We start from the raw sequence: 3,061 nt of genomic DNA, 5'->3' as shown, positions 1-3,061 counted from the left end.
CCCGGCATCTTTGGCTTTTTTAATCGCCGCCACGCTGGCGGTGGAGTCGGCGTTATCCAGCACGATGCCCTGTACTTTTTTACCGATAGCGGCGTCGATTAGTTCGCTCTGTTTCTTCACATCTTCGCCGTGCGACAGCACCGTCGTTTTGTAACCCAGCTCCTGCGCTTTGAGATTGGCGCCTTTGGCTTCGGAGGCGTAGTAGGGATTATCGAGTGAGTTAACCAGAATCATAATGGTGCCCTTTTCGGCGGCAAACGCCGCCTGCGAAACCAGACAGGCAGCCACGGCAGTGCACAGCAAGGTACGGTTTTTCATGATGTTCTCTCTTATCGTTATGGCAGGGTATGAATTCCCGGGTGCAGGATTGGCCTTACCAGATGGTAAAGCCCCCATCGATCATCAAGTCGGCGCCGGTGATCATGTCGCTGCCGTTGCTGGCGAAAAACAGCACCGCAGCGGCGATCTCATCGGTATAGGCAAAGCGTCCGAGCGGAATCAGCTTCTTCATCTGCTCGCCCTTCTCGCCGCGCCAGGCCTTTTCGCCCATCGGCGTCAGCACTACGGTGGGCGACAGGGTGTTAACGTTAATCCGATGCGGGGCAAACTCTTTGGCCATCACTTTGGTCATGCCCAGCAGGCCCGCTTTGGCTGAGGTGTAGGCGACATGGTTGTCGATAGCGATGGATGCCGCCTGGGAGGCGATATTAATAATTTTGCCGCCCGCACCGGCACGGATCATCAGCCGTGCGGCGGCCTGTGAGCAGAGAAAAGGCCCGGTGAGATTCACCGCAATCTGCTTCTGCCACTCGTCAAAATCGGTTTCGATCACCGGCTGCAGCATCACGTAGCCTGCGCAGTTCACCAGGATATCGATCCGGCCATAGTGGGAAACCACATCGTCAAAAGCCTGTTCAACCGACGCAGGATCGGTAACGTCACAGCAGACAAACTGCACCCGCTCGACGGGGAAATCTGTCCTCAGGCTGGCCACCTTCTCTGCTTCAAACGGCGGATAGAGTAGTGCCAGACTCGCGCCCTTCTCCAGCAACATGCCATTGGTCGCCATCGCGATACCGCCAAGCCCGCCGGTCACGACGGCCACTTTGCCAGCCAGATTCATTGCGGTATCCACGCCGTAGCGCAGGTTTACGTCATATTCACCACTCATCCCACTCTTCCCCTCAGATTTTTGCCGATGCCGTTGACTCACTCATTTTCGAACAAAAATATAAGCTATCGAAAAGAAATGTTGTGTGGAGCAGATCAAATTTCGACCATCTGCCCTGCAAAGCAGCTTATCTGATTGAAAAGACGTGATCTGGCTTCCAGTCCCGAAATAAAGGCAGCTGGCTGCAATCCGGAAAGCATGAGAGATTCAATAACCTGCACATTTTATATTTTCGTTCGAAAACCAAAGACAGATCAGGCTATCTCGCATTCATAAAAATGGCGCGTTAAACTCAGCCACAAAGACCTTGTTCGCCCGACTTCTCAGGTTATTGGAAAAGGGAGCATTTCGATTGAAAAGCAAAAGTGAGCAGTTCGCTGACATGCAGCAACGCCGCGAGAAAATTCTGGAGATGATCCGTGAGGATGGCACGGTCACGGTGAAAGCTTTGACGGAGACCTTTGGACTGACCGAAGCCACCTTACGCAGCGACCTTCGCATGCTGCAAAAACAGGGCTTTGTGCAGCGCTACCATGGTGGCGCGACGCTGATGACGGGCAAACAGAATACCGGGGCGATGCTGCTGGAGCGGCAGACACATCTGGAAGAGAAAGAGGCGATTGGCCGGCTGGCGGCGCAGCATATCGAAAATGGCGACACGGTGATTTTCGATTCCGGCACCACGACCACCGCGATCACCGATGCCATCAGCCACATCCGCCGCCTGTCGGTCGTGACAACCGCGGTGAATATCGCCCTGAAACTGGGCGGCGAGCCGGGGATCAACATCCTGCTGACCGGCGGTACCTTTAAATTTCCGACGCTCTCTACCTCCGGCGAAAAGGCGGCCAGCTTCTTCGAAAACGTGCTGGCCGGTAAACTCTTCCTGGCGACCGCCTGCATCTCACCGCGTCTGGGCCTGAGCTTCCCCAGTGAAACCGACATCAAGGTAAAGCTGGCGATGATCAAATCCGCCAGCACGGTTTACGTGGTCGCTGACTCCAGCAAAATCGACAAGGTTTCGATGTTCGCGCTGCCCTGTGACTGGAGCAATATCCACTACCTGATCACCGACAGCGGCATCAGCACTGCGCAGGTCAAAGCGTTTGAAGCACTAGGCGTGAAAGTGCTGGTGGCCCCGCTGCCGCTGAAGCGGGCGATGTAATGCTTGTTGAAACAACATCGATTCAGCCACTCGCTGTCATCAGACAGCCACAGGATTAAGTTACGCTCCAGAGCGAATGCTAAGCAGGGATGTAACGGATGATAAAACGATGAAAAACGAGATTTTCGAGCGCAGGAAAGCGCGGGCTTTAGCCCTGATGGCAGCGAAGAAAATATGGCCGAGTAACTCTGCTCCGCCATTACATCGTTTGTTATGGAAAATGAATATCCATCTTCCACCCCCGAGTTTCACTCCTTTCTGGCTCAATCTTGTGGTGTTTGCCAGCATGTACACGCTTATGATGCCACTGCTGCTCTTATTGCCTTCTCTTCCGGGCGTGTCTGACGACAACTATTCGCTGATACCCAATCTGATCGCAGGTCTGTTCTTCGGTACGACAATGGCACTGTTTCACGCATATCGAAAAAAGGTTCACAACCTGCCTGTGTGGGAGGAGCTTTAAAGCCAGCTAAAGCTCCATCGTCTTTTATACAGTGCACCTGCACGACGCACCGTCTTACCAACCCTCACCTGCCTTCCCACACTGGACTGCTCTTTTCGTCCTGCTCGGGCACTTCCACTCTCATCAACCGCACTCAATCCAGATCTGATCCCAAAAAAAACCGCACCGCCGCCAGCCGGGCAGGAAGGGCCTGCCTGAAGAGCAAAGTGTGCGAGCCAGGGATGGCGAGCCCAGTCTGCAGGGATGCGTGATCCCTTTGCGA

Annotated in this window: 4 protein-coding genes; 2 read left to right on the top strand and 2 right to left on the bottom strand. The window is 54.3% G+C overall.

Going from position 1 to position 3,061, the window contains the following annotated elements:
- Positions 1–318 (bottom strand): substrate-binding domain-containing protein (locus AFL22_RS22935; protein ID WP_156311623.1); only part of this gene is annotated, 318 nt, incomplete at its 3' end.
- A 55-nt stretch (positions 319–373) separates the two neighbouring features.
- Positions 374–1,171, bottom strand: coding sequence for a GolD/DthD family dehydrogenase (locus AFL22_RS22930; RefSeq protein WP_052271688.1), 798 nt, complete (start codon positions 1,169–1,171; stop codon positions 374–376).
- A gap of 352 nt (positions 1,172–1,523) precedes the next feature.
- Here AFL22_RS22930 and AFL22_RS22925 point away from each other — a divergent pair, with 352 nt between their 5' ends.
- Both AFL22_RS22925 and AFL22_RS22920 read left to right on the top strand, forming a co-directional pair.
- A complete protein-coding gene (locus AFL22_RS22925; protein WP_010245789.1) occupies positions 1,524–2,336 on the top strand; it encodes a DeoR/GlpR family DNA-binding transcription regulator in 813 nt (270 codons plus the stop codon).
- A gap of 109 nt (positions 2,337–2,445) precedes the next feature.
- Positions 2,446–2,799, top strand: a complete 354-nt coding sequence (locus AFL22_RS22920; RefSeq protein ID WP_031292988.1) for a DUF6404 family protein — start codon at positions 2,446–2,448, stop codon at positions 2,797–2,799.
- The last annotated feature ends 262 nt before the right edge of the window (positions 2,800–3,061 follow it).

This window comes from Pantoea sp. CFSAN033090 (assembly GCF_001264395.1).
GTDB lineage: Bacteria > Pseudomonadota > Gammaproteobacteria > Enterobacterales > Enterobacteriaceae > Pantoea > Pantoea agglomerans.
Note: the sequence above shows the minus strand (reverse complement) of the source record. Positions and strands in the feature narration are given on the sequence as shown.

Excerpts from the sequence above, each read along its gene's own strand:
- AFL22_RS22930 (WP_052271688.1), bottom strand. The coding sequence starts at position 1,171 with ATGAGTGGTGAATATGACGTAAACCTGCGCTACGGCGTGGATACCGCA.
- AFL22_RS22920 (WP_031292988.1), top strand. The coding sequence starts at position 2,446 with ATGAAAAACGAGATTTTCGAGCGCAGGAAAGCGCGGGCTTTAGCCCTG.